17 protein-coding genes and 1 riboswitch are annotated in these 18,936 nt (G+C 57.0%); of the genes, 10 read left to right on the top strand and 7 right to left on the bottom strand.

What is annotated here, in order from left to right:
- Positions 1-39 precede the first annotated feature (39 nt).
- The 4 genes from urtA (at position 40) to COMA2_RS02055 (ending at position 4,111) form a co-directional block, all read left to right on the top strand.
- Positions 40-1,305: an urea ABC transporter substrate-binding protein gene (urtA, locus tag COMA2_RS02070; RefSeq protein WP_090894180.1), complete on the top strand. Its 1,266-nt coding sequence runs from the start codon at positions 40-42 to the stop codon at positions 1,303-1,305.
- A 168-nt stretch (positions 1,306-1,473) separates the two neighbouring features.
- Entirely contained in the window at positions 1,474-2,745 is a 1,272-nt protein-coding gene (locus COMA2_RS02065) for a hypothetical protein (RefSeq protein ID WP_090894178.1), read from the top strand.
- A gap of 450 nt (positions 2,746-3,195) precedes the next feature.
- Positions 3,196-3,483, top strand: a complete 288-nt coding sequence (locus tag COMA2_RS02060; RefSeq protein WP_090894176.1) for a hypothetical protein — start codon at positions 3,196-3,198, stop codon at positions 3,481-3,483.
- 235 nt (positions 3,484-3,718) lie between these two features.
- A complete protein-coding gene (locus COMA2_RS02055) occupies positions 3,719-4,111 on the top strand; it encodes a nuclear transport factor 2 family protein (RefSeq protein ID WP_090894175.1) in 393 nt (130 codons plus the stop codon).
- A 281-nt stretch (positions 4,112-4,392) separates the two neighbouring features.
- On the opposite strand, the gene COMA2_RS02050 is transcribed toward COMA2_RS02055, so the two are convergent.
- The gene (locus COMA2_RS02050; protein WP_090894173.1) at positions 4,393-4,629 is read right to left on the bottom strand and encodes a hypothetical protein; all 237 of its coding nucleotides are present in this window, start codon (positions 4,627-4,629) and stop codon (positions 4,393-4,395) included.
- Positions 4,630-4,857: 228 nt separating this feature from the next.
- On the opposite strand from COMA2_RS02050, the gene COMA2_RS02045 reads away from it, so the two are divergent.
- The 3 genes from COMA2_RS02045 to COMA2_RS02035 all read left to right on the top strand — a co-directional run bounded on the left by COMA2_RS02045 (position 4,858) and on the right by COMA2_RS02035 (position 6,928).
- Positions 4,858-5,427 carry a PhoD-like phosphatase N-terminal domain-containing protein gene (locus tag COMA2_RS02045; protein WP_175304340.1) on the top strand — a complete coding sequence of 190 codons (570 nt, stop codon included), beginning with the start codon at positions 4,858-4,860 and terminating at the stop codon, positions 5,425-5,427.
- Positions 5,319-6,335 (top strand): alkaline phosphatase D family protein, encoded by a 1,017-nt coding sequence (locus COMA2_RS02040; RefSeq protein ID WP_175304339.1) that lies wholly within the window; start codon positions 5,319-5,321, stop codon positions 6,333-6,335. The genes COMA2_RS02045 and COMA2_RS02040 overlap by 109 nt, the downstream gene beginning before the upstream one ends.
- A gap of 110 nt (positions 6,336-6,445) precedes the next feature.
- Complete coding sequence (locus COMA2_RS02035) at positions 6,446-6,928, top strand: hypothetical protein (RefSeq protein WP_090894169.1); 483 nt, start codon at positions 6,446-6,448, stop codon at positions 6,926-6,928.
- A gap of 1,401 nt (positions 6,929-8,329) precedes the next feature.
- Here COMA2_RS02035 and COMA2_RS02020 read toward each other — a convergent pair.
- From COMA2_RS02020 to thiC, 6 genes are all read right to left on the bottom strand, one after another.
- Positions 8,330-8,749 carry a group II truncated hemoglobin gene (locus COMA2_RS02020; RefSeq protein ID WP_090894165.1) on the bottom strand — a complete coding sequence of 140 codons (420 nt, stop codon included), beginning with the start codon at positions 8,747-8,749 and terminating at the stop codon, positions 8,330-8,332.
- 20 nt (positions 8,750-8,769) lie between these two features.
- Positions 8,770-9,861: a CAF17-like 4Fe-4S cluster assembly/insertion protein YgfZ gene (gene ygfZ, locus COMA2_RS02015; protein WP_090894164.1), complete on the bottom strand. Its 1,092-nt coding sequence runs from the start codon at positions 9,859-9,861 to the stop codon at positions 8,770-8,772.
- Positions 9,862-9,929: 68 nt separating this feature from the next.
- Positions 9,930-10,355 (bottom strand): response regulator, encoded by a 426-nt coding sequence (locus COMA2_RS02010; RefSeq protein WP_090894162.1) that lies wholly within the window; start codon positions 10,353-10,355, stop codon positions 9,930-9,932.
- 91 nt (positions 10,356-10,446) lie between these two features.
- Positions 10,447-10,983 carry a tetratricopeptide repeat protein gene (locus tag COMA2_RS02005; RefSeq protein WP_245630806.1) on the bottom strand — a complete coding sequence of 179 codons (537 nt, stop codon included), beginning with the start codon at positions 10,981-10,983 and terminating at the stop codon, positions 10,447-10,449.
- Positions 10,984-11,062: 79 nt separating this feature from the next.
- Positions 11,063-11,863: a sulfide-dependent adenosine diphosphate thiazole synthase gene (locus tag COMA2_RS02000; protein ID WP_090894159.1), complete on the bottom strand. Its 801-nt coding sequence runs from the start codon at positions 11,861-11,863 to the stop codon at positions 11,063-11,065.
- Between the two features lie 80 nt (positions 11,864-11,943).
- The gene (thiC, locus tag COMA2_RS01995) at positions 11,944-13,854 is read right to left on the bottom strand and encodes a phosphomethylpyrimidine synthase ThiC (protein ID WP_090894158.1); all 1,911 of its coding nucleotides are present in this window, start codon (positions 13,852-13,854) and stop codon (positions 11,944-11,946) included.
- Between the two features lie 116 nt (positions 13,855-13,970).
- Positions 13,971-14,073, bottom strand: a riboswitch (TPP riboswitch).
- Between the two features lie 162 nt (positions 14,074-14,235).
- On the opposite strand from thiC, the gene nadA reads away from it, so the two are divergent.
- The 3 genes from nadA (at position 14,236) to lspA (ending at position 18,892) form a co-directional block, all read left to right on the top strand.
- On the top strand, positions 14,236-15,339 hold the full coding sequence (gene nadA / locus COMA2_RS01990) for a quinolinate synthase NadA (protein ID WP_090894217.1): 1,104 nt from the start codon (positions 14,236-14,238) through the stop codon (positions 15,337-15,339).
- A gap of 218 nt (positions 15,340-15,557) precedes the next feature.
- Positions 15,558-18,365 (top strand): isoleucine--tRNA ligase, encoded by a 2,808-nt coding sequence (gene ileS / locus COMA2_RS01985; protein WP_090894156.1) that lies wholly within the window; start codon positions 15,558-15,560, stop codon positions 18,363-18,365.
- Entirely contained in the window at positions 18,362-18,892 is a 531-nt protein-coding gene (gene lspA, locus COMA2_RS01980) for a signal peptidase II (protein ID WP_245630804.1), read from the top strand. The genes ileS and lspA overlap by 4 nt, the downstream gene beginning before the upstream one ends.
- The last annotated feature ends 44 nt before the right edge of the window (positions 18,893-18,936 follow it).

The following is an 18,936-nucleotide window of genomic DNA, read 5'->3' as shown; positions in this document are numbered from 1 at the left end:
GGGTCCTCACGGCGGGAGTTTCTCGGGCAGAGCGGGCGCGTGGCGGCGGGCGTCGGCGTGGCGGCGCTCGTGGGCAATTTGGGCCAGTACGCCCTGTCGTATGCGGCGGGCGGCCCGCCGATCAAGATCGGCGTGTTGCATTCGTTGAGCGGGACCATGGCGATCAGCGAAGTGTCGTTGCGGGATGTGGTGCTGATGGCCGTGGAGGAGATCAACAAGGCGGGCGGGGTGATGGGCCGACCGGTGGAGGCGAAAGTCGTCGATCCCGCGTCGAACTGGGACCTCTTCGCCGAAAAAGCCAAGCAGCTGCTGTTGGAAGACAAAGTGTCGGTGGTGTTCGGCTGCTGGACGTCGGTCAGCCGCAAATCCGTGTTGCCGGTGTTTGAAAAGAACAACGGGTTGCTCTTCTATCCCGTCCAGTACGAAGGCGAAGAGTGCTCGCGCAACGTGTTCTATACCGGCGCGGCGGTCAATCAGCAGGCGGCCCCGGCGGTGGAATACTTGATGAGCCCCGAGGGCGGGGGCTACAAGAAGTTTTATCTGCTCGGGACCGACTACGTCTATCCGCGCACGACCAACAAGATCTTGCGGGCCATGTTATTGGCGAAGGGCGTGCCGGCGGCCAACATCGGCGAAGAATACACGCCGTTTCATCACCAGGACTATCAAACCATTTGCGGCACGATCAAGAAGTTCGCCGCCGGGGGGGGCGCGGCCGTCATCCGCACCATCAACGGGGACAGCAACGTGCCGTTCTATAAAGAGTTCGGCAATCAAGGGTTGCGCGCCGAAGACGCGCCGATCATGGCGTTCAGCGTGGCGGAGGATGAGTTGCGCGGCATGGACACGAGCGCGCTGGTCGGGCACTTGGCGGCCTGGAATTATTACCAAAGCGTGGACACGCCGCAAAACAAGAAGTTCGTGGCGAACTTCAAGGCGTATTGCAAGAAGAACAACCTGCCCGACGGGGAGAATCGGGTCACCGACGACCCCATCGAAGCCGCGTACTTCGGCGTGTACGTGTGGAAGCAAGCCGTGGAAAAAGCGGGGTCGATCGAGGTGGACAAGGTGCGCAAGGCGGTCTACGGGCAAAAGTTCCTGGCGCCGGGCGGGCAGATCATGATGGATGAGGCCAATCAGCATACGCACAAGCCGGTGCTGATCGGCGAAATTCTGAAGAACGGTCAGTTCAAGACGATTTGGCGGTCCAAGGGTTTGGTGAAACCCGAGCCCTGGAGCGAGTACACCAATCCCGAGAAGGGCTGCGATTGGATCAATCATCAAGGGACCTATCAGAAGAAATAGGCGCGGGCCGCGAGACGGTTCGCCGTTTCACCTTTACAGGGAGCGGTGCCGACATCCAAGATTTGCCGGCGAACAGAAACGGGATTCGATCATCTGGCCGAGACGGGCGGCTCTGTGTTGCACGTGGAGTTAGAGCCTAAGCTTACAATCACAAGGAGGGCTACCTCAATGAAGACAGAGCTGACAAGGTCATGGAGCAGGGTTTTAGTTGCTGGGGCCGTGACGGCGCTGGTGGCTGGAATGGGAACCACGCTGCCGAGTGCCTATGCGGGGGGCACGATCAAGGCCGACGAGGACAAATGGATTTCGATCGGCATGGGCATCCGCTCCAGCTTCAACAGCCAAGAAGGGGCCGCAGGCGGGCATTATAGCAACGACTTCAAAATCGACAACGCTCGTATCTACATCAACGGGCAAATTCACAAGTACGTGAAGTTCACCTTCAACACGGACTGTTTCAACTGTAACGTCGGCGCCGGGGGGACCCAGTTCGGCGGGAACTCCAACATTGGATTGCTCGACGCGATCGGGAAATTCGAGATCAACGAGCGGGTCAACCTCTGGGTGGGCCGCACCTTGGTGCCGAGCGAGCGGGGGGAGTTGAACGGGCCGTTCTACCATGCGACCTTCGATGGCTTCCGCACGCCTTTCAACCCGGCCGATTTCAGCGGGAACTTTCCCAGCGGGCCTAATGGAGCGACCGGCGGGCAGGCGGGGCTCTATGGTCGTGACAACGGCGCAGTCTTCTTCGGCAAGGTCCATCCCTTCGGGACGCATCTCTTGTACGTGGCCTCCGTATTCACCGGGGCGCGCGGGGGACCGAATACCACCGGCAGCCTCTTGTATGCCGGGCGTTTGCAATGGAACCTGTTGAACGATGAAGACAACCCTGGGTATTACACCTCCGGCACCTATTATGGGACGGCGGGCGATATTTTTGCGATTTCGGGCAACGTGATCCATCAAAAAGATGGCGCCGGCTCCCCGACCTTGGGGCGCAGTGATTTCACCGGGGCGATCGTCGACCTGTTAGTGGAAAAACTGCTGCCGAACAACATGGGCGTGTTCACGTTCAATGCCGAATTTAAACGGTACTGGGCCAACTACGGGGCCGGAGCGTTTGCCGGCGGCGGGGATTGCTTCTGTATCTTCAATGGCCACTCCTGGACGGTGTATGGGTTGTACCTGATTCCGCAGGAAGTCGGGATCGGACGGTTCCAACCCTACGTGCGGTTCGTCAGCATTGATCCCCGATACAGCGCCCTGCGGCAGGAGTTTGAGTATGGGGTGAACTACATCATTTCCGGCCACAATGCACGCATCTCGGCGTATGGCCGGTACGGCGATATCGAGACGAAGGGCTTCGCCGGCAATTATGGCCCGACCGCGTCGGGCAACAAGGTCGATTCGTTCCACGTCGCCTTGCAGCTCCAGTACTAACTGGGACGGTATGGTCTCGATGAGCTTCTTTAGAATGGTGGATCTTCCGCAGTGAGATGGGCGACCTGGTGGGCCACCGGAGCGGGGACGGCACGGGAGAAGTTTAGAGAGATAATACACGATAACAGCTGATGCCGACATCGAGGAGGGAGCTTGCGCACTCCCATTTTTCAGCGGAGTCCCCACGCCTTCCTGGGGATTCCGCACCCTCACGTAAAAGGCAGCCAGGGGTTTAGAAGCAGGTATCCTCCTGGTCGTGGCCTCTTTTTCTCAGCTTGATCATGGTACTGGCGCTGTGTGAACCGGGGGATAGAGTGGGCTCGACCATTATACAGAACCACATGCAGTACAGAGCGGCGCGAGCCGTTCCCGTCGCACAGTCGGAGAAAAGAGACGCTGCCGGGCAAATATGTGCCGGGAACATTACCTCTGAGAAGGAGGTGAGGCCGTATGAACGTGAAGGGGTTCATTATTGAAGACGATCAAGGGAGGGAATTCATGGTGGTGTGTGAGCCTCCCTATAGGCAGTTGGGCGGTACCTTCTCGCTTAGCGGGTGGCAGCGGCGTCGCCTGGTCCCGCTGCAGTACACGGAACGGGAGCTTCAAGAAATCGTCGGTGGAGTTCTGATTACACTGCAAGACTTGTTTAGAAGTCTCCCGAGACGGCGTGGGCATGGCCATGTCGCTTCTTTTGGCAATGCCACTGCTCGAAGCCTCCAAGAATCTGTTAAGCGGTAGGTGGTCTTCAGGCACCGGCGGTTTCCCGAGACCAAGCCGGCCGCGATTGGTTGATCCCGAGACCTGCCGATGTGTCGACGATCTACGACTCCGGATCCGGCGAGGCCATAGGGTACGAGTCTCATCAGTATGAGGCGTGTCTCTATCGTTTTTGTCCTGTTGGTGCCACTGAGAATGTCCTCGCAGCGCCCTATCGGCTTGCAGTATGATATGGTCCGCTACTGAGGGGCGCAGTGTGTTGAAACAGCGCATCGAAGCCGTCATGAAAGCCAACCAGAAATTCTACGACTCATTTGAGAGTCTCGACATCGCCAAGATGGACGAGCTCTGGGCCCATCAAGAATACGTCACCTGTATTCACCCAGGCTGGACGATTCGTTCCGGGTGGCCCGCTGTCCGCGATTCCTGGGTGCTGATCTTCAACAACACCTTCTCGATGACATTCGAACTCACCGACGTGATGGTCCAGGTGGCAGGGGATATGGCCTGGGTCATCTGCGTTGAAAATCTCACCACCCAACAATCCGACGAACCGCAGCAAGCCAAGGTCCTCGCGACGAACCTGTTTGAACTGATCGGCGATGAGTGGCTGCTGATCCATCACCACGGGTCGCCTGTGATGGGATAGGGGGGAGTGCGGGGCAGCCTGGTAGTCTCCTGTGCTCGCCCAACGCGCGGCCTCAGAAGGCCCTCGTTGAATGCGCGCAGTTAGGAGACCACCAGGCCGCCCGCGTCGAGAAGGGGATGGAGAAAGGGATTGGCGATGCTCGGTGAACGTGCGCAGGAGAAAACTACATCACCGCTCGCCTTATGAGATGGAAGGGGATTAAGAGCGCTCGTCCTCAGAAAACCCTTGTTGGATGCGCGCAGTGAGGAGACCGCCAGGCCGCCGCTTGAGGGGAAAGGTGATTAAAGCTTCGGTGTCGCAGCGGGCACGTCATCTGTCCTGATGGTTTTCATCCATTCGGCGGCGATGGTGTTGCGCTCTTCCATCGACATGCCGGCGTAGGTATGGAACATCTGAGTGCCACGGCGGCGGCGCCAGGTAAGAAAGCTGAGAAAATGGTCTTTGCAGATAGAACGTGTGCCGGCCGGAGCATAGGGTCTCTCCAGGCAATTGGGCACGCAGCAATTTGTATCCAACATCGTAGTCTCCTCCGAACCTGTTCAGTATGCCGGTCGGCTGTGCCGATATTCAAGTCTGCGGCCTCGCTTCGTTGCTTGACCCCAAATAGCTCCATAGGGTAGGACTGCCCGATGCGCGCGTTCTTTCTGACGGTCGGTATCCTATTTCTGGTCTCCTCTCTGGTCGGCTGTCCAGCTTTTTCACCTGGGCCTGTTCGGTCCAGCAGCTCGTCCGAGGGAAGGTTCTTCGTGGGTTCGGATATCTTGTCTCACGGTGTTGCGGTCGGCGATGTCAGTTCGCAAGGCGCATTGCTCTGGCTGCGAACCGATGGTCCCGCTTCAGTGCAGGTTGAGTGGGCCACGGTCGCGCGATGGAAACAGGCCTCGAAGCTTGCGACGGCGGTGGCCCCGGTGTCGAGAACGTCGTTCATCACGACGACCGAGGAGACGGACTATACCCTGACCATTCCACTGGAAGGTCTGAGCCCTGCCACACGCTATCGCTATCATGTCCTGATCGGTTCTGCCGACCAAACCACACGGCAGCTCCCTGCGAGTCCGGCGGCCAAGGGCGGCTCGCGGGTACGAGTGCGATTGTCGCATTATTCCGATGTCCCTCGTTCCCAGAGCTGGGGCGGTCCGGGAGACCAGAGGGGTCCTCAAGATAGTGGCGGACCGGAAAACGAAGAAGGTCCTGCGAATTCATCACCTTGCCGGATGAGAAGATCTCCGCCGCGGTCACGTTCGCTTGGAGCGGCGACCTCGGCGGTCAGGGACGATGCCGGCAGGGAGCGGGCGGCTATCCCATCTTCGATGTGATCCAGCGACACAATCCCGACTTCTTTTTATTTCTAGGCGATACGATCTATGGCGACAATCCTTGTCCTTCGCCGCCGAACGAGCCGGGCGCTGATTTCAAAGCCACCACGCTGCAGACCTATCGAGCGCGGCACCGTTATCAGCGCGGCGCAGAGGCGCTCCGGCGATTTTTAAGAACAATTCCGGTTTATGTGATCTGGGATGATCACGAGGTCCGCGACAATTTCGCGGGACCGTTCGATGAACAGATGTCGGCAGGCCGTCAGGCATTGCGCGAATATTGGCCGATCGCCTCTCCCGCGGAGGATCCTCATCGCATGTATCGGAGTATTCGATACGGGGCCGATCTCGAGCTTTTCATATTGGATACCAGGCAATATCGAAGCCGCAATGAGGATAAAGACGGCCCGTTCAAAACGATGCTGGGGGAGGCGCAATTGAAATGGCTGCTCGACGGACTCCGCGCCTCTACGGCAACTTGGAAAGTCATCGCCACTTCCGTTCCACTGTCGGTTGAGAAAGGTGGCCTGGGCAATGATGGGTGGGGACATGAGCCAAGCGGCACCGGCTTTGGAAGAGAGCGGCAGGTGATTGTCGATGCCATTCTCGGACACACGATCAAGAACGTGGTGTTTCTGGCCGGGGATGTACATTGGGTTCAAGGCAACGCCTATGATCCTAATCAGGATGGGGTCATCGATTTTCATGAGTATATGGTAGGTCCACTCTCGGCAAGGCCGGGAAGGCTTACTGCTGCCAGCGATGAACTGCATCCCGTGCAATTAGTAAACGAGTCGGGATACCAGAACTTCGGCCTGATCCATGTCACGAAGGACGCGCTTGAAGTGACGGTGCTGGACGAGGCAGGTACTAAGCGATTTTCTCACGTCGTGCCGGCGAGGCCGTAAGGCCCTCCCGCCCGCGCTGGCCCCTTGCAATTGCCGCGGATGGCCGGTTACCGTACGGCTCTCGATGTCATTGGTCAGATCCACTTCAACGAGAGAGGGGAGCACACGTCATGTCAGGATTGATGTCCGCCGATGATATTTTCTCGAAAGCGGAAGCGGCGGCCGTAGCTGCAACCGGGCCGGATGAAAAGGCCCTGCAGATTGATTACGACGCGTTGAGAGAAAAATTTCGCCAGGCATTGGGTGACCGAAAGGTTTCGCTCTGCCACGTGAATAGATTTTTGCCGGAAGGGTACGAAGAGCAAGGTCGCTTCAATGTGGCGTTGCTGACGGCGGGAAACGTTGTGTTCGACATCGTCATCGGCGATTCCTATTTTCGGTACGACGTGGTGTCGGTCGCTCAATTGGATAAGGTGCAGCTGATCGACGCGATGTGGGACAACAAGGAAAAACGCCGTGAAGAGCCCTTCTTAAGCCTGCGCCTGATGCATGGCGAGGAAGCGCATCTATTGTTGGCCTTGGATGACGAAGAACGGGAGAGCCTGCTGAAGTTCGCCTCGGCGGTCACGGCGGCACGGAATCCGGAGCGCTGAATTTGCAGCAACACGAGAGCGTCGTTGCGAGGCGCTCTCCTGTTCTGAGTCCGAGTTCGCGATCACTTTGTTGCGCGAGGCGGCACTTCACGGGTGACGAGCAAGGTGGGTGGTGGCCCGATCGGCTCAAAATTCTTGAGTAACGGAACATTGTCGTTGTGAAGCCACAGCATATCGTGATTGTACGAATCCCGAGGTCCTGAGCTACCCGTGAACGTCTTGCCGTCGGGCGTAAGGTCCAGCACATGTCTTCGCCGCTTGTATTGATCGTATCGCCGAGATTCAGCGGCTCTTGCCATTCGCCCTTTGGATTCTGGCAGGAAATCCACTCGTCATGTCCGCCCCGCGGTCCCATGTCCGGACGCGTACTGGTGATAATGAGGCGCTTCCCTCCTTTTGACAGCCTGGTCCAGTGAATATGGTCGCGGTAGGGCGAATTGATATGTGGCCATAGGCTCTCCGGTTTCTGCCAGGCACCGTTCTTTTTCTCGACTTTCCAGATGTCGCTGTCTTGGGTGACTCCGGCTGCTGATAGCTGAAGTAAATCAGGGCTGTGGACTAATATTCGCGCTCATTGGGAGCCTCCGTACCGTTATCCGGTGACTGTATGGCGAGGCGGCTCTGCCCAACTGTTACTGCAATCGTTTGCATGGTCGTCTATTGTCGCAGGATGGAGCAACATGAACGGACGACACATCCGCGATTTCAGATGCTCACCATGGAATTTGTTGGGCGGGATAGCTTCGTCTCGGATCAATTGCGAGGACACGTTTGCGGTAGGTCAGGCACAAATCCTGAGCAAAGACGCGGGCAGAGGGATGGAATGACCGGTGTGATTAGTCGAGACCTTCAGGAAAAGTTCTCCGAAGCTTCCTGCATAGGCCGGCGAACGATTTCGTCAGAGAACCTTGAGAGACGCTGGGTTCCACGACCGCCGGCAGCGATTGTTTTCCTGCAGAAAACCGGTCCACGTCGATCCAGGCTTCGCAACCGATCGAGTTCAGTTCCGACGCGATCGAAGTGATGAATCCAGGCTGTGCGGAACTGTGTGAGATGAAATGCATCGTGTGAACCGTTAGAACCAGCGCTCACCTTATAACGCGGATTCCCTGGCCGCCTATTCCTCTCTCGTAGGTCTGCGGCTTTCGCAACGTCTGTGAGGCTTACCCGAGTCGGTTGGATTCCGTGAATAATGATCCGACGCGTTCCCCTTTCAGCTACAGCAAGGAGAATGCCATGTGAACGACTGAACAAGATGGGGCGAGTTTTCGTCGATCGCATTGATTTTGAAGGATAACGGTTTCTCACGCTGACCTTATGAAGCTCAAGGTCCTGTATCCGGGAGGATTCAGAGATGTATCTAAACGTAACGGCCGGTCAGGGAGAACCAGGGGCGTCGCCCTAGAATTCCCCTGTGTTCGCTTCCCGGACTCGTTCGGCTGGGATGCTGAGTGCGGCTAAGAGGTAGTCCTTGAATTGGTCACTATACGGTTGGACGGCGATGGCTCGTTGCATGCAGAGCAGCCAGGCATCCCGTTCTTCGTACCCGATGGGGAATTGTCTGTGAAAACCTGGGATGCTGATCGGCCCATAGTGCTGCTGAAATAGCTTAGGACCTCCGAGCCAGCCACACAGGAAATAGGTGAGTTTCTTGCGGGATTCGGTTAAATCGTGTGGGTGCATGTGTCTGATGGTTTCAGCTTCAGGCAAGGCATCCATATTGACGTAAAATTCGTCCACCAAGCGAGTGATTCCCGCAAGTTCCCCCGCCGCCTGATAGGGAGAGGTTTGCGTACTGTCTTCTTGGGCATCAGCGGGCATGTGTCGTTGGGAGGTATGGATTACTGTTTGGTGTAGAAGGGCAGGGTCTGGATGGTGGCCGGATATCTGCTGCCTTCGAATTCCACGGTCAGTTCTGTCCCCGGTTTACTGAAGTCGCGCAGAGGAAATCCGAACGCAATGGTCTTGTTGAGCTGGAAGGAATGGACGGCACTGCTGAGCCAGCCCACTTCACGGTCGCCGCTATACAGTTTGGCTCCATGGGATGGAACAATTGAATCTTGAAAGACCAGACCCGCCAGCTTGCGGCGTACGTTGCCGTACGTGTCCATACGCGCGAGGACTTCTTGTCCCGGATAGCACCCCTTGTTCAAGCTGAACGCTTTGCCTTCAAGATTCGCTTCGGGCGGGACGATCTCTTCGTTCAAATCCAGTCCGACCTTCGGGATGCCGGCTTCGATGCGCAAGGCCTCGCGCGCGTGGCTGCCGATAGCCCTCATGCCGAACTTTTCCCCGGCTTGCATGACACTGGTCCAAGCGGTCGGGAGACTATCGGCGGGAAGCAGCACCTCGATATCAACTTCTCCCGTCTCTTCGGTGCATAACACCAGAGCATGGTGTCCGCCGATCTGCGCCGGGACAAAAGCGACCGGCTTCAAGTCCGTGACATCCACGCCGAACGCGGATTGCACCACATGCGCGGCCTTCGGTCCGCTGATCAACAGCAGCCCCCAACTCTCCGCACAGTTCTCCATTTTGGCTTTGGTTCCGTAGAGCAGGAATTTGCGTAGGGCTTGGAACGTGGCATCCCCGATCTCGCCCACGTCTTCCAACATGACGGTTTCCGTCTCCATGTACAGGCGGAAGTACGTGAGCATCTTGCCCTTGTGAGTCAAGAAGCTGGAGTAGCGGCCTTGTCCCGGTTGGAGAGAGAGGACATCGTTGCTGAGGACGCTTTGCAGCCACTTCACGCGATCCTCGCCCGTGACTCTGAGCTTGCCGCGATGGGAGAGATCGGCGATCCCCACTGCCTGGCGGGCAGCACGATGTTCAGCCGCGACATCTCCATAGTGGGCCGGTATTTCCCAGCCGGCGACTTCCTCAAACGTCGCTCCGAGTTGGGTATGTTGCGCGTAAAGACGAGATTGTTTCATGCTCAGGTTTATGTAGAACGTGTACAAATCTTCAAGTCAAAAGTCCACGGACTGACGGCATTCGAATCTTATGACTTGAAGACATGGTTGTTGATGACTTCATCGACCAACGCCCTCGTTCGAGCGGAGAATTCATTGCGAGAGACGATCTTCGTCACGCCGAGCGCTTTTGCGCGGTTCCACGTATCGACTTCTTCATGATTGGCAAAGGCCAGGGTTGGAATGTCCTTCAACCGTGGATCGGCTTTCAGTTGTTCCAGTGCCTGAAAGGCGTCAAGCGTCAGGTCGTTCATATTGAACATAATCACGTCTGGGTTCGTCGATAGGGCTTTGTCGATAATATCCTGTTGTGTACGCGCTTTTTCAAGCCGGTAGTCCGGCTGACGTAAGGCGTCCCGGACTTTGGTGTAGAAGAATAGATCGGTGATGGCGACGAGAATGGTTTTCCTGTCTATTCGGTCTGTCTCGTCTGTCTGGTGCCCCGTTGTATTCATGTGTGCGCCTCGATTTTGTCTTTCAGGGAACCCTTTCGATAAACCGACGCCTAGACTGACCAGAGAAACTAGACAAACAAGATAGGCCGCCTCAATTCAGCGAGCTGACCAACCGTCCGAGCGCTTTCCTGGCCAGCGCGTAGTTTGGGTCCAGGGTGAGCGCTTTCTTATAGGAATCGATGGCTTCTGTCCAGTTTCCCTTTCGCTCATACACGCGGCCGAGATTGAGGTGCGGATAGGCTGGATTCTCATATCGCCTGGACTGTATCGCCTTCTGAAACCAGGGTATGGACTCGTCGAATTCACCCTTCTCGATCAGGTAGGCGCCGATATCGTTGTACGGGTTGCCGAAATCAGGGTCCTGCGCGATGGCCTTGTGACATTCTTCGATCGCCTCGTCAATCCGTCCCATCCAGCTGTAGGTCCACCCCAAGAATGTGTGGGCCTCGGCCGTGGGATGGGTGGCCAGCGATTTCCTGTAAAGGTTGACGGCCTCTTCCAGTTCACGCTTCATCTGCTGTTCATAGGCCTGCTGAAAGAGATCCCACGCCTGACGCTTGTCTTCCTCGCGTCCTTCGCCTTGGACCAAAAAATCCTGAATATCCATCTGTGTAGCAACGCAGGTCATTAGTCAATAGTCATTGGTCATGTGCTCACGGTGGCTTTCACCCGCACCAATGACCAGTGACCGATGACCACTGACCGGTTTATTCCTGTTTCAGTTTCTTCTTGATCAGCTCCGCTCCATATCGCCCGGACAACAGCATCGAGCCGAAGGCCGGGCCCATTCTTGGGGTGCCGTACACGGCGGCGACAGCCAATCCGATGACGAAGCAATTCGGATACACTTCTCCGGTACGATCCATCACTTCTTCTTCAGATCGGGCGACCCACATGGCGCCGTTCCCGGGTACCTTATTATACAGGTTCCGTTTGTGAAGAAGTTCGACCAACACTGCATCGTGGCCGGTGGCATCGACCACGATCTTGCTCTCGAGGGCGATGGGATCGACGTGGATGAGATCGTGACCTGCCATTTCGGCGGTGGTGCTGTTGACGACGACTCCTTCCAATAGGCCGCCATTGCGCAGAATCAAATCGACCACGCGTGTGAGGTTCATGATTTTGGCCCCGCCTTTGTATGCGGCCGCGATCAGGGCGCCCGTGGCATGGGGAGGGTCAACCATGTACATCCCCTCACACTCTTTGATTTTCTTGCAAGGCACGCCGACCTCTTCGAGGATCTCATTCGCCGGCTCGCAAATCGTGGCCTTATTCATGAGATACCCGCCGGACCAAAATCCCCCGCCCAGGGCCAGGCTTTGCTCGATGAGGACGGTGCGAAATCCCATTGCGGCCAAGTCGTGGGCACAAATAAGCCCTGATGGCCCTGCGCCGACGATGATCACGTCGCTCTCAATCAGCTGATCGAACTCTTTATAGTATTCCCGGGCAATGTGCCGGGTGATATCTCGTTCACGTAATGGTGCGGGTCTTGGTTTGGCCATTGGAACCTCGTTAATCGTGCACCGTGAATCGTTAATCGATGTGCTGCGATGAATTACGTTTAACGTTTAACCAATAACGATTAACGGTATATTTCGGAACCGGTTTTCTTGAACTCTTCGGATTTTTCTTTCATGCCGATTTGAATTGCCTGGTGTTCGTCGACTTGGAGCTGCGCGGCGTAATCACGGACGTCTTGCGTGATTTTCATGGAACAGAAGTGCGGCCCGCACATCGAGCAGAAATGCGAGACCTTGGCGGCGTTGTCGGGAAGCGTCTCGTCATGGAACTGCTGCGCGGTTTCCGGATCGAGTGACAGGTTGAATTGGTCTTCCCAACGGAATTCGAACCGTGCCTTTGAGAGGGCATTGTCTCTCGCCTGCACGCCGGGATGACCTTTGGCGAGATCGGCCGCGTGCGCGGCAATTTTATACGTGATGACGCCCGTCTTGACGTCCTCCCGGGTCGGCAAGCCCAAATGTTCCTTGGGGGTGACGTAGCACAGCATGGCGCATCCGTACCAGCCGATCATCGCGGCACCGATGCCGGAGGTGATGTGGTCGTAGCCTGGAGCAATGTCGGTGGTCAGGGGGCCTAAGGTATAGAAGGGAGCCTCCTGGCAGGCCTCAAGCTGCTTTTCCATGTTGGTCTGAATCATGTGCATCGGCACATGGCCAGGACCTTCGATCATGACCTGCACGTCGTGCCGCCACGCGATCTTGGTCAGCTCGCCCAATGTGTCGAGTTCGGCAAACTGCGCGTCGTCGTTGGCATCGGCAATCGATCCCGGGCGGAGCCCGTCGCCGAGACTGAAGGCCACGTCGTAGGCCTTCATGATCTCACAGATTTCTTCGAAGTGCGTGTAGGCGAAGTTTTCTTGGTGGTGAGCCAGACACCATTTCGCGTGGATCGACCCGCCACGCGACACAATCCCGGTCATCCGCTTGGCGGTCATCGGCACATAGGCCAGGCGCACCCCGGCGTGAATGGTGAAGTAGTCGACGCCCTGTTCCGCCTGCTCGATCAGGGTATCGCGAAAGATTTCCCAGGTGAGGTCTTCCGCCTTGCCGTTTACTTTTTCAAGCGCTTGATAAATCGGCACCGTTCCGATCGGCACCGGTGAATTGCGAATGATCCATTCGCGTGTCTCGTGAATGTTTTTTCCCGTTGAGAGATCCATCACGGTATCGGCTCCCCAGCGGGTCGACCAGATCATTTTCTCGACTTCTTCTTCGATCGACGAGGCGACGGCGGAATTGCCGATGTTGGAGTTGATCTTTACCAGGAAGTTCCGGCCGATGATCATCGGTTCGCTTTCCGGATGGTTGATGTTCGACGGGATGATCGCGCGGCCACGGGCAACCTCGTCGCGCACGAACTCGGGTGTAATGACGGACGGGATGCTGGCTCCCCAGGCAAATCCAGGATGCTGTTTGACGCCACCCCCATGACCGTTGCGCTCACCCAGGTCGGCTGCGGGCCCACGTGACTGGTTTTCACGGATGGCGATGAACTCCATCTCCGGCGTGATGATGCCTTTTCGCGCATAGTGCAGTTGGGTGATGTTCTTGCCGGCCTTCCCTCGCAAGGGTTTACGGATATGTCGAAAGCGCAATTCGGCCAGCTTCGGATCGGTCGCGCGCAGACGGCCGTACGTCGAGCTCACATCCGGCAGTTCTTCTACATCCTGTCGGCTGAGCACCCAGGCGCGCCGCAACGGCGGCAGTCCGTTGCGGACATCGATTGTGACCGAGGGATCGGTATAGGGGCCTGACGTGTCATAGACGATCACAGGGGTGTTGCCAGAGCTGGCTCCATTCGCCCCTTTGGTCTGGGACAGACTGATTTCCCGCATCGGGACATGCACGCCGGGTTGCACGCCATGCACATAGATTTTCTGCGAAGCCGGGAAAGGCGCCGTCGTGAGCGGAGACGACGGGGCGGCAACGCCGTTCCCATTATCGGATCCGATTGTATGGTTACGGATGCTCATAAGGAGATCCTTTCGTAATTGGCTGACATCATGGAGCGAGAAGCAGCTTGAGGTCTGATGACAACAAAAAAGCCGCTTCCCTCATTAGACGGGAATGCGGCTGATTCCTCACGCGATCCGTTGGTGTCCGGCTTCCCTACGCTGGTATTACCCAGGTCAGGTTGTGAGGGTCGTCCGACTGCTCGGACTCTCAGCCTCAAGGCTCCCCTAGCTAAGGTAGATGATCGTAGTACTCCAAGACCGTGAAGTCAATCGGCTATTAGGCCCATTCCGTTTCCTCTCCTTTGGGTCGATGACTAGGACTTTTCCTCACTGGGCGATTCGTTGATTGTGGAAGGGGCCTATCGTAGAATGAATTCCCTTAACGTGGAGAGAAATATTGTGACGATCACAGCGACGTTACCGAAGCCAATCACCGAGTACCAGGCACAGTCGGCGGAGGAGTTATATCGCCGGACGGTCGCGGCGAAGCAGACGCTGGGTGAGCGAGTGATGATCCTGGGCCATAATTATCAGCGAGACGAAGTCATCCAGCATGCCGACTTTCGCGGGGACTCGCTGTTGTTGGCGAAATTGGCCGCCGAACGTTCCGAACGCCCCCACATCGTTTTTTGTGGCGTGCATTTCATGGCTGAGACGGCTGACATCCTCAGCCGTTCTCAACAAACGGTGATCCTACCGGACATGGCTGCGGGTTGCTCGATGGCCGATATGGCGGCGATTGAACAGGTTGACCAGTGTTGGGAAGCGTTGGGACGCGTGGTGCCGGTCGAAGAGACTGTGATGCCGGCGGTCTATGTCAATTCGGCGGCGGTGCTCAAGGCGTTTTGCGGCGAGCATGGGGGAATCACCTGCACTTCGTCCAATGCGAAAGCGGTGATCGAATGGTCGTGGGCCAGGCGCGAAAAGATTCTCTTCTTTCCCGACGAGCATTTAGGCCGCAACACGGCGAATAAGATGGGCATTCCTCGCGAGCAGATGATTGTCTGGGACCCGTATCAGCCGAACGGCGGGAATACCAAAGAAGCCATTAAGCGAGCCAAGCTGATTCTATGGAAGGGCCACTGCAGCGTCCACCAAATGTTTCAACCGGTCCATGTGGATCACTTCCGCAAACAATATCCTGGCGGCCACGTCATTGTGCATCCGGAATGCCATGAAGACGTGGTCAATAAGGCGGATCTCATCGGATCGACCGAGTTCATCATTCGCACGGTGACCGCCGCGCCGGCCGGCACGATCTGGGCGGTTGGGACGGAGCTGAATCTCGTGAATCGGTTGAAGCACGAGCTCACCGACAAGAAAGTGTTCTTCCTGTCATCGACGGTCTGCCAGTGCGCCACGATGTTCCGCATCGATGCCGCGCATCTCTGCTGGGCCATGGAGAATCTGGCGGAAGGCCATATCGTCAACCGGATTGTGGTGCCGGACGACGACAAGCACTGGGCAAAGGTTGCTCTCGATCGTATGATGGCCATCAGCTAGCGAAGTCTGGGAAAACGTCTTTCAGCTACGTTCTCGCGTCGCGCAACCCTCGCTGTACGCAGATTGCGCGCTTCGGGCGTTCGCTCGCTGAGGCTTTGCCGGAAGACGTTTTCCCCAGGTTTCGCGAGCTGGAGTAAGGACTAGTACCTCGCCGGTCATTCCTGTATATTCCCTCGATTCCGTCTGATCACCGTGTAAATACTCGGATCCCATTGTCTATGGATTACAAAGCAACGCTCAACCTTCCGAAAACCGATTTCCCCATGAAGGCCAATCTGCCGCAGCGGGAGCCGGACATGTTGGCTTGGTGGGAGCAGCAGAAGCTCTATGATCAGATTCAGGCGAAAGGGCAGGGACGGCCTCGGTATGTGCTGCACGATGGCCCTCCCTATGCCAACGGCCGCATCCATATCGGACACGCGCTGAACAAGGTTTTGAAAGACATCATCGTCAAGTCAAAGACGATGGCTGGGTTTCACGCACCCTACGTCCCTGGGTGGGACTGTCATGGGTTGCCTATCGAACATCAAGTCATGAAGGAGTTGGGGGACAAGAAAAAAGACTTAGACGTTGTGGCGATCCGCAGACTCTGTCGCGACTATGCCGAGCGGTTTGTGAAGACTCAGCGTGAGGAATTCAAGCGGCTGGGGGTGTTGGGAGAATGGGATCATCCCTACCTGACGATGACTCCTGGGTATGAAGCCACGATCATTCGTGAATTCGGCAAGTTTGTCGAGCGCGGCGGGGTGTACAAGGGGCTCAAGCCGGTTCTCTGGTGCATGCAGGATCAGACCGCGCTTGCGGAAGCGGAGGTCGAATACGAGGACCACACGTCCCCGTCGATCTACGTCAAGTTTCCGGTCGTCACATCGCCGACCGTTCTCAGCCACACCTTTCCGGGTGTCTCCTTTCCGGAAGGAATGACGGGAGTCTCCGTCGTCATTTGGACGACCACGCCCTGGACGCTTCCGGCGAACCAGGCCGTCTGCCTCCACCGCGATTTCGACTATGCCTTTGTTCAGGTCGGCGACGAGTTGCTGATTGTGGCGGAAAAACTTTTGGATAGCGTCGTGAAAGCCTGCGCGATCGAGGGCTATCGCGTGGTCGGGGTGAAAAAGGGCGGAGAGGGGTTCGAAGGCTTGGAGACGCAACGGCCCTTGTCCACCGGTCTCTCGCCGATTCTGCTCGGCGACTTCGTGACGCTCGATCAAGGGACGGGTTGCGTTCACATCGCGCCGGGGCACGGCATGGAAGACTATCTGCTCGTGCTCGATCACAATGCCAAGGCCTCCACAGGGGAGCGTCTTGAAATCGTGGCACCGGTGGACAACAGCGGACGGTTTACATCGATCGTCTCGGAGTTCGCCGGACAACAGGTCTTGAAAGCCAATCCGAAGATTGTCGAGTATCTCCAGGCGAACGGGCGCTTGCTGGGGCATGGCTCTCTCCGGCATTCGTATCCCCACTGTTGGCGGTGCAAAAATCCGGTGATCTTTCGCGCGACCGAGCAGTGGTTCGTGTCGATGGAGACCAACGAATTGCGGAAGGAAACCTTGGCGGAAATCGAGCGGGTTCGATGGATTCCAGCCTATGGTCGTGATCGGATCTTCGGCATGATCGACAACCGGCCGGACTGGTGTCTCTCGCGGCAACGGGTATGGGGCGTGCCCATCCCAGGCTTTACCTGCGAAGGGTGTCGCCATGTGCTTGCGGATCCGATTGTCATTGAACATCTTGCCGCGTTGATGGAATCCAAGGGCGCCGATGTGTGGTTTGAACGGGCGGCTCTTGATCTGTTACCCGCCGGAACGACCTGTCCGAAGTGCGGAGGAACCGCATTCGAGAAGGAGCGTGACATTCTGGACGTCTGGTTTGAATCCGGGGTCAGTTTCGCGGCTGTTCTGAAATCACGCAAGTGGTGGCCTGCCGATTTGTATCTTGAGGGTTCCGACCAGCATCGGGGCTGGTTCCATAGCGCGCTGCTCGCCGGCGTGACGACGGATCATCGCGCGCCCTATCAGGCGGTGCTGACCCATGGCTTTGTGGTCGATGGGCAGGGGAAGAAGATGTCCAAGTCGGCCGGGAATGTCGTCGCCCCGCAAGATGTCATCAAGCAGTCGGGCGCTGAGATCCTCCGTCTGTGGGTCGCGGCCCAGGATTATCGCGAGGATCTTCGCATTTCGCAGGAAATCCTGAACCATTTGATCGAAGCGTACAGGAAGGTGCGCAACACGTCTCGGTTCTTGCTGAGCAATCTATACGATTTCGATCCGGCGATACACCGTGTGCCCTATGACCAGCTGTCGGAATTGGACCGATGGGCGCTGTCGCGGCTGGGAGAACTCATCACGAAGGTGCGCCGCGCCTACGAAGAGTTTGAATTTCACGCCATCTTCCATGCGCTGAACAACTTTTGTTCGGTTGATCTCAGCGCCGTCTATCTCGATATTCTGAAGGATCGGCTGTATACCTTCCGGGCCGACTCTCCGCTGCGGCGAGGGGCTCAGACCGTTCTGTGTGAAATTGCCGTGGTGTCGGCGAAACTCATGGCGCCGATTTTGAGTTTTACCGCCGAGGAGATCTGGCGCATGTTGCCGGACGCGGCGCGCAAGGAAGCGACGAGCGTGCATCTCTCCTCGTTTCCTGAAGGCGAGCCTGTCTGGCAAGACGAAGAGCTCACCGCTCGGTGGGAACGGCTACTCGCCTATCGATCTCAAGTTCAGGGGGACTTGGAAACCCAACGCCGAGACAAGGTGATCGGGTCGTCGCTTGAAGCGCATGTCCGGATTGAGGCGGGGCCTGATGCCCATCGATTCTTGACGGCGTATGCCGAGGATCTCAGCACGATTTTTATCGTGTCGGGGGTGACCCTCAAACAGGCGGAGATGGGAGCATCGGACATTCGGATCACGGTTGAGCGGTCGGACGCCGCGAAATGCGAACGTTGCTGGAATTATCGAGACGCAGTCGGCAAGGATGCGGCTCATCCCACACTGTGCGATCGCTGTGTGGAGGCGATCCGTTGAGTGCATCAGGCCTTCGCAATCTCGCGCTCGCGTCGGTGACCGGCGGCATTATCCTGCTTGATCAGCTGACCAAACAGCAGATCATGCAGACGATGCGCTTGCATGAATCCATCCCCGTCATTCCCAATCTCTTCAGCCTGACCTATATTCGAAACCCCGGGGCGGCATTCGGACTGTTGGCCGGAAGCAGTAATGCATTTCGGATGGTTTTCTTTGGGTTGACGTCGATCTTTGCCCTCGGGCTACTGGGTACGATCCTGTTGCGGATGCCGGAGGAAGATTGGATGGGCCGTATCAGTGTCGCGGGAATACTGGGTGGAGCGATCGGGAACTTGATCGATCGGCTTCGTTTCGGCGAGGTGATCGATTTCCTAGACGTCTACATCGAAAACTACCACTGGCCCGCATTCAATGTCGCGGATTCCGCGATCACCGTCGGGGTCATTTTTCTCATCATTCACTTTGCCTTCGAAAAACGCGCAGATCCTCCTGCCGAGTCGGAGATATCCTCGGTGCCTAAAACGTGAAGCGTAAAGCGTATCTCGTGAAGCACGACGCGATAGTCATCAGT

It is taken from the genome of Candidatus Nitrospira nitrificans (assembly GCF_001458775.1).
Lineage (GTDB): Bacteria > Nitrospirota > Nitrospiria > Nitrospirales > Nitrospiraceae > Nitrospira_D > Nitrospira_D nitrificans.
Note: the sequence above shows the minus strand (reverse complement) of the source record. Positions and strands in the feature narration are given on the sequence as shown.